Annotated in this window: 4 protein-coding genes and 1 pseudogene; 2 read left to right on the forward strand and 3 right to left on the reverse strand. The window is 60.1% G+C overall.

Going from position 1 to position 8,297, the window contains the following annotated elements:
- Window positions 1–352: 352 nt before the first annotated feature.
- Window positions 353–1,012 carry a TetR/AcrR family transcriptional regulator gene (locus RN01_RS28500; RefSeq protein ID WP_017510658.1) on the forward strand — a complete coding sequence of 220 codons (660 nt, stop codon included), beginning with the start codon at window positions 353–355 and terminating at the stop codon, window positions 1,010–1,012.
- Between the two features lie 16 nt (window positions 1,013–1,028).
- Here RN01_RS28500 and RN01_RS28505 read toward each other — a convergent pair whose 3' ends face one another.
- Window positions 1,029–1,964 carry a LysR substrate-binding domain-containing protein gene (locus tag RN01_RS28505; protein WP_017510657.1) on the reverse strand — a complete coding sequence of 312 codons (936 nt, stop codon included), beginning with the start codon at window positions 1,962–1,964 and terminating at the stop codon, window positions 1,029–1,031.
- Between the two features lie 101 nt (window positions 1,965–2,065).
- On the opposite strand from RN01_RS28505, the gene RN01_RS28510 reads away from it, so the two are divergent.
- The gene (locus RN01_RS28510; protein WP_024569004.1) at window positions 2,066–5,701 is read left to right on the forward strand and encodes an indolepyruvate ferredoxin oxidoreductase family protein; all 3,636 of its coding nucleotides are present in this window, start codon (window positions 2,066–2,068) and stop codon (window positions 5,699–5,701) included.
- Between the two features lie 221 nt (window positions 5,702–5,922).
- Here the strand turns inward: RN01_RS28510 and RN01_RS33390 are convergent.
- Both RN01_RS33390 and RN01_RS28520 read right to left on the reverse strand, forming a co-directional pair.
- A pseudogene (locus tag RN01_RS33390) lies at window positions 5,923–6,694 on the reverse strand (IS6 family transposase).
- Between the two features lie 69 nt (window positions 6,695–6,763).
- Window positions 6,764–6,997, reverse strand: coding sequence for a helix-turn-helix domain-containing protein (locus RN01_RS28520; RefSeq protein ID WP_017514995.1), 234 nt, complete (start codon window positions 6,995–6,997; stop codon window positions 6,764–6,766).
- Between the last annotated feature and the right edge of the window lie 1,300 nt (window positions 6,998–8,297).

Below are 8,297 nucleotides of genomic sequence, written 5' to 3' on the forward strand. Positions count from 1 at the left end.
GGAATAGGACGACGACATCACAGCTCCTCCTCGGATGGCACCAGCACGGGGGGATTGGAGGCAGCCATCCTTATTTGGTTATATGACCAAATACTATAGGTTTCGTGACCCATATCAAGCCCGTTTTCATACGGGATATCCCTCAAATTCCCTAGGAAATTTCGATGATATGTTGCATACATCGACAAGAGTACGTGACGAAGTACTGTCAGGTGACCTAATATTCGCCTTATTGTGACCCATAATTCGCGTCAGAAGATTGTGGGGCACGAGGGGACCAGAAAGCTGTGGGACGGCAAAGTTCCGCCGACCGGTACGCCGGTCGAAAACAAGACAAAGGGAGCCGCGAGAAATGAAGGAGATCAGCATCACGTCGACAGATCTGAACGGCGAAGCCGACGAACCGGAGATCCGCCGGCGCGGCAACCGCGCGACCCGTACCCCGGAAATTCTGGAGTGTGCGATGCGGGTATTCAGCAGTGAAGGTGCTGCAGGCTTTACGCAGAGACGCGTGGCTGCCGAGGCAGGCATCCGGCTGAGCACGCTGCAGCACTACTTCGGCACACGCGAAGAGTTGTTACGCAGCACGATCGAAACCATGGGCAGACGCTCATTCGGCCTCTACCGTGAGCTGATGAAGGACAAGACCCGCGCACCAGAGGCCATCTTGGATGTGATCGTCGACAACATGTTCACCTCACTGAGTGAGCCCGACGTCAGCGTGGGCGCATTCGCCGTTCAATGCTGGAGCCTTGCAGAGCAAGAGGACTTCGCGAGGGAGCTGGTATCAGGGATCAACGGCGAATTGCAGGACATCTTCGCGTACATTGTGGGCAGGATCAGTCCGTCGCTGACCGCCTCGGAATGCACGCTACGCGGCGCACTGATCCTGTCCAGCATGTTCGGGCTAGTGGTCTACCGTCGGCATGGCGGCTACAACATGCCGGATCTGGACGCATTGCGCGCAGGCACCAAGGCGATCTGGCGGGCGCTCAGCAAGTCGACGCCGTAGCGCACTGGTCGAGCGTCTACGAGCCGCACGCATGGATCAGGAAGTCCCTCAACGCATCGGCGGGTGGCGCATGTACGTGTCCGCGCTGCCAGATCATTCCTACCTCCATGTCCGGCACATTGTCGGCAATGGGACGCGCCTCGATCTGCTTGCCCTCCAGGGACCACGGACGGTAAACCATGTCCGACAGCACGGCAACGCCAAACCCATGCGCCACCAGGCCGCGCAACGCCTCCATTGAACTGGTGCGGAACGCCACTGATGGCGCCAGGCGCCTGCTTCGCCAATAGCGCATGGTCGATTGCTCGCCTTCGTCAACCGTCAGCAGGATGTAGGGATACGGCGCAATCTCCCGCAGCGATGGCTTCGGCGTGGCCAGCAGCGGGTGCGACGGCGAAGCCCACAGCTGCCTGCGCGAGCGCATCAACGTGTGGTGGGCAAAGCGGCCCGGCTTGCCGACATTGGAAAGAAGGCAAATGCCCAGTTCGATCTCGCTAGCCAGCACCGCGCGCTCTATGTCTGGGCGATCCATATCATGCAGGTCGAGTTGGATGTCGGGATAGTTGGTGCGAAAGCGCGCCAGCAGGCCGGGCAGGAAGTAGCCCAGCACTGTGTATGACGCGGCCACGCGAACGGTACCGGTGAGCGCGTGGACTTGGTAGCGCGGCTCGCGAAGCGCATCTTCGACAGACTCCAGTATCTGCCGGGCATGCTGGTAGAAGTGATGGCCCTCGGCCGTCAGCGCCACGCCATGCGGCAAGCGTTCGAAGAGCCGCACACCCAGTTGCTGCTCGAGCATCAGCACTGCGTTGGTAATGGCGGACTGCGACACATGCTCGGCCGTGGCGGCCATCGAGAATTGTCCGGTCTCAGCCGCTGCGCGGAAATAGCGGAACTGACGCAATGTCACTTCTCTGGCCAGGCGCCCCTGGGCCGGTCTCACGGTTGCCATGCGTTTTTCCAATATCAGGTGTCTGAATTGATGATTTTACGATATCGGATCGGCTTTCTACACTCGCTTCGGAACAAAGAGAGCATCCGGAGACAAGCCCCATGAATGCCCCGCTATCCCCCGCACAGGCCGACGCGCTGCGCGCCTCGCCGCAAACCACCACCCTTGACGACAAGTACACCCTTGAAAAGGGCCGCGTCTACCTGAGCGGCACTCAGGCGCTGGTACGACTGCCAATGCTGCAGAAGGCGCGCGATCTGGCCGCGGGCCTCAACACTGCTGGCTATATCTCCGGGTATCGTGGCTCGCCGCTTGGCGGCGTCGACCAAGCGCTATGGAAGGCGAAGGAGCATCTGATTGCAAGCGACGTGGTGTTCCAGCCCGGCGTGAATGAAGACCTGGCAGCCACCGCGGTGTGGGGGACGCAGCAGATCAACCTGTTCCCCGGCGCGACGCGCGACGGCGTGTTTTCGATGTGGTACGGCAAGGGCCCCGGCGTGGATCGCTCTATCGACGTCCTCAAGCATGCCAACTCCGCTGGCTCCGCCAAGCACGGCGGCGTGCTAGTGCTGGCGGGGGATGACCATGCCTGCAAGTCTTCGTCGGTTGCCCACCAGTCCGAACACGTGCTGCTCGCCTCCGGAATCCCGGTGCTGTATCCCGCCAATGTGCAGGAATATCTGGACTACGGGCTGCATGGATGGGCCATGAGCCGCTATTCCGGACTGTGGGTAGCCATGAAATGCGTGACCGATGTGGTGGAGTCCACCGCCTCTGTGGAGATCGATCCGGATCGAGTGCAGGTGGTGATTCCGCAGGATTTCGCCATGCCCGCAGAAGGGCTCAATATTCGCTGGCCGGATCCCCCGCTAGCCCAGGAGAGCCGGCTGCTCGACCATAAGTGGTACGCCGCGCTCGCCTACATCCGCGCTAACAAGCTCAATCGCGTGGTGCTCGATGCGCCTGATGCTCGCTTTGGCATCATGAGCGCAGGCAAGGCATATCTCGACACACGCCAGGCACTCGCCGACCTGGGCCTGGACGACGACACCTGCCGCCGCATCGGGATCCGTGTCTTCAAGGTCGGATGCGTTTGGCCGCTAGACGCACATGACGCACGCGAGTTCGCCACCGGATTGGAAGAAATCCTGGTGGTCGAGGAAAAGCGCCAGATCCTAGAGTACGCACTAAAGGAAGAGTTGTACAACTGGCGTGAGGATGTCCGACCAAAGGTCTACGGCAAGTTCGACGAGCGCGGCAATGACGGCGGCGAATGGTCAGTTCCGCGCGGCAACTGGCTGCTACCAGCGCACTATGAGCTATCCCCGGCACTGATTGCCAAGGCCATAGCGCGCCGGCTCGACAAAGCCGATCTGCCGTCCGACGTGCGAGAGCGGATCGCTGCCCGCGTGGCGCTAATCGAGGCCAAGGAACGCGAGGTCGCTCGACCTCGCGTGACGGCCGAGCGCAAGCCATGGTTCTGTTCGGGATGTCCGCACAATACCTCCACGCGCGTGCCCGTAGGCTCGCGCGCGCTAGCCGGTATTGGCTGCCACTACATGGCGATGTGGATGGATCGCAGCACCGACACTTTCAGCCAGATGGGCGGAGAAGGCGTCGCGTGGACAGGGCAGATGCACTTCACCAGCGAGAAGCATGTCTTCGTCAACCTCGGCGACGGCACCTACTTCCACTCAGGGCTGCTAGCGATCCGCGCGGCCATCGCGGCGCGCGCCAGTATCACTTACAAGGTTCTCTTCAACGACGCTGTAGCGATGACCGGCGGCCAGCCCGTGGACGGTGTGCTGACTGTGCCGCAAGTAGTGCACCAGGTACTGGCAGAAGGGGCACAGCGCGTCGTGGTGGTCACCGACGAGCCCGAGAAGTACGGCAACAGGGAGATGCTGCCGGCGGGCGTCGGCGTGCACCACCGCGACGCGCTTGATGCGATCCAGCTTGAGCTGCGCGACACCGCCGGCGTCACGGTGCTGATCTACGATCAGACCTGCGCCACTGAAAAGCGGCGGCGCCGCAAGCGGGGAATCTATCCCGATCCGGCGCGGCGCGCATTCATCAACGACGCCGTTTGCGAAGGCTGCGGCGATTGCTCGGGAAAGTCGAACTGCCTGTCGGTAGAGCCGCTGGAAACGCCGCTGGGCACCAAGCGCCAGATCAACCAGTCGTCGTGCAACAAGGACTTCAGCTGCGTGAGCGGCTTCTGCCCGAGCTTCGTCACTGCGGAAGGGGCACAGGTGCGCAAGCCGAAGGCCGTTGGCGGCAACGATCACGGCGTGGACTTCGAAGCCCTGCCGGTGCCTTCGCTGCCGGCACTGCAACGTCCCTACGGCATGCTGGTGACTGGGGTTGGCGGCACCGGCGTCGTTACCATCGGCGGCCTGCTTGGCATGGCCGCTCATCTGGAAAACAAGGGAGTCACTGTGCTCGACATGGCGGGGCTTGCGCAGAAAGGCGGCGCGGTCCTCAGCCATGTACAAATCGCGTCCACGCCCGCGCATTTACATGCCACACGCATTGCCACCGGCGAGGCGCAACTGGTCATCGGGTGCGATGCGATCGTTTCCGCTTCGCCGGAAGTGCTGTCGAAGACCCGGCACAATGTCACGGCGGCGGCCATCAACAGCGCAAACACCCCTACTGCGGAATTCATCACCAACCGCAACTGGAAGTTCCCGGGCGCCAGCGCCGAACAGGATGTGCGTGACAACGTGGGAGACGCGTGCGCCTTCATCGATGCCAGCGCCTGGGCTGTCACGCTTCTGGCAGATGCTATCTACGCCAACCCGCTGTTGCTAGGATTTGCCTGGCAAAAGGGCTGGATCCCGCTTCGGCATGAAAGCTTGATGCGGGCCATCGAGCTCAACGGGGTCTCTGTACAGAAGAATCAGCAGGCATTCGAGTGGGGTCGCTATCTCGCTCATCACGGCGAGGCGACGCTGAGCGAGCGTCTTCACGCGCCACGCGCGCAGGTGAATTCGATTCCGGAGACCCTGGAATCGCTGGCTTGCGAGCGCTCGGCCTTGCTGACGGCCTACCAAAATGCCCCCTATGCAGCGAAGTATCGCGCCGCGGTGAATGCCGTTCGGACTGCCGAGATGCGCCTCGGCAACGGTCACAGACTGCCGTTGACTGAATCCGTGGCACGCAATCTTGCCAAGCTGATGGCCTACAAGGATGAGTACGAAGTGGCTCGTCTGTATTCCGATTCCGCCTTTCTCGACAAGCTACGCGCGCAGTTCGACGGCGAACCGGGCCGCGACTATCAGCTCAGCTTCCATCTCGCCCCCCCGCTGTGGTCAGCGCGTGATCCGCAGGGTCGCCCGGTCAAGCGCCGATTCGGCCCGAGCATGATGATTGCATTTCGGATTCTGGCTCGGCTTAAGAGCTTGCGCGGGACGCCGATCGACCCGTTCGGAAGGACGGCCGAACGCCGTGCCGAGCGGCGCCTCGTGGCCGACTATTTCGAGTTAGTACAAATGTTCAGCGCATCATTAAGTTCGGAAAACCTGGAGTTTGCCATTGCGCTCGCTCGTCTTCCGGAAGAGATCCGAGGCTATGGCCATGTCAAGGAAGCCAGCATAGTGCGTACTGCCGCTGCCGCCAAAGGGCTACTGGCAGCCTATTGCAGCAGTTCTCCGCCGGCCGACAATGAATACCTCGGAGAACCAGAACCGCCGAAGCTCTCCGAAAGCCGTGAATATGGGGCTAGGTCAATGTAGTCCTGATGTGTCAGGCAGCAACGGCCAAACGCCAAGATCTCCCTAGGAGCGATTGCAAATCGTTCGTCTCCGCTGCGCCAAGTTGGCAGCGCCTGTGAGACTCACTGAAATTGCGGCGCGCGCTTTTCGATAGATGCCGTCACGGCCTCGCGCCCGCGAGTTATTTCGGCAATGTCATGTTAGTGAAATCGGCACGAACCGACGCTTGATGAACCGACTGCTCAGAAAGCGGTAGACGGTTTTTTGTTGGCTTCGGCGAATACACGCCAGGCCGAGAAGCGGGCGGCGAGGTATTTGCGGTAGAGCGAAGCGCGCAGCAGATGCCGCTTGAGGGCAAAGTGGTGGCGGGTCGAGCCGAAGCACGAGAAGAACGCCTGCGTGCGTTTTTGGTCGCGGAAGCCGCGTATGTGCCGTTCGCGTTCTCGAGTGGGCTGACGGCTGTTCTCGGCGCGGTTGTTGACCGGGCGCTGGCTTTGACGAATGCATGCTTCGTGTCGGCCAACTCCGGTGCCTCAGGCTTGGACGCAGCGTGGCCGCGCAACCGGCCGGTAACACTCCTGCGTGGGGCCGTGCAGGAGCGCAGCGCGCGCTGGAAGCCGCGTTTACCCGCAGCCTTGTCGCGCCGCTTCTGCAGCAGGATGTCGAGCTCGGAACTGTGCTCATCGACGGTCCGCCACAGCAGCGAGGGCTCGCCATGCAGCGTCACGAACACCTCATCAAGATGCCAAGTGCTGCCGGGCTTGCGCCGCGCGACCTTGACCCGGTGGAGAAATTGGCACCAAGTTTATTGCACCAGTAGTAGATCGTCTCGTAGCCGACGACCACGCCGCGCTCGAACAGCAGTTCCTTGATGTCGCGCAGGCTGAGCTGGAATCAGTAGTACCAGCGCACCGCCAAGCCGATGACGGCGCCCGGAAAACGGAAGCAGTGATATAGAGCGTTGTCTTCTTCATCGCCCCAACCTAGCTGGTCCGTCACGCACCGGCAACGCATGTCATGCAGTCTAAGCCGCGTCCTACTGGATCCTCGCGCCCGCTAACCCGACAATGCCTAACGGTCGATTCACCACCAAGTGAACTCACGCAAAAACGACCCGCCGTCGACACCCAACACTTGCAGCCAGTCGTGGAGTTCGACGACATCCAGTCGACGCTCCAGTGACTCAACCTTTGATACGAATGATTGAGGTCGACCGAGCGCATCCGCCATAGACTGCTGGGTAGTCCCCGTAGATTTTCGAAGTTCGATGAGTTTGCGAACTATCGCCTGATAACGATCATCGTGGATGGTTTTCATCCCCGCGATGCCATCATTTATTCTTAATTATCCCAAAATGGGATAATGCTCACGGATTCCGGTAGAATGCGCCTCCACCGATACCCTAGAGCGTCGAGCGCTCACAACAGACCGAGTACCAGAAAGTTATGCTACTGCTCGATTCCGCCTGGACTGATCGGACGCCTGCCTTGCGCACGATGGCGTACCCGTTCATCCCCTTTCGCTATGCTGCACTGTGTGGCCGCTTGCCGTGCTTTCTCCTGAAGCTACATGTCGGTCCAAGGCATGACTCTGTCATACAGGCTCTTCTGGTTTCCAGCATCTCAGATTTGATTGCAGTGCTTGACGACCCAGCGTACTGCCGCGAAGGGAGCACACTTTCGATACTGCATTTCCCCAACCCCATGGACGGAGAGTCACCGCACCTGGAGCACGTTGCCGCCCTCAGAATTTACGTGGCAGACGGTCGAGAAGTTGTCTGCTACGAAGACTTCGAGGGTCTGGAGCACTATCTATTCTCTGAGGACACGGGCCTGCTTTTCCGCGACGGAACAGTGGGCGAGTATTTGTTTGCCGCTGGGAAGATTCAGTAGCGTGTCGCATCATCCTCACTTGCCTTGTATTGCAGGTCAAGACGGCACACTGAACTGGCAGACGAGCCCCACCATGCAGGCAAGAACTCAGCACGAAGGACAGTCTACGCATGGACAAGCAAGATCGCGAGAGCCTACGACGCCGCGTACCAGTCATCAACTCGGGAGAACGCACAGCCTATGTGCGACTGTCTTCGGTACCCCAACCTTGGCAAGATGAACTTCGGGACACCATAAGGCGCGAACTGGTCCCGACTTTTCTCCTAGAGGGTCACGGCGACTGCATATTCGTCTGGGACTGGTCAAGCTGGCTCGACGATGAACTCTTCTGTCCATTCTAGCCAGCCAAACTGTTGTATCCGTCTCATTTCAGTGCAATCGCAATACGCTCTGACGCCGAAGGCGGCGATTCACCACAGAGCCCTGCAATGGAGACACAGTGGTCGCGCTCCCAATATCAGCCCCGAGTGATGAAGGAGGACGAAGATCACCTTACTTGCCACAAATGCCAGATGATTCTTCTGCCGTTTATAGCAGTATCGATGACAGATATAGCTGCAAAGGAAATTGCGGCTACGAATTGTGATTTCCGGAAGGCTGAAAACTCAAACGGTACGGGCCCAGCCATCTGAGCTTGCCCCCGCAAAACGAATCCCTTGCTGAGGTTAAACTGAAGCAAGGAGAGATGTGATGACAAGCAAGACAAAGCGGGCGCAGTACACGCT

The organism is Cupriavidus sp. SHE (assembly GCF_000812445.1).
Classification (GTDB): Bacteria; Pseudomonadota; Gammaproteobacteria; order Burkholderiales; family Burkholderiaceae; genus Cupriavidus; species Cupriavidus metallidurans.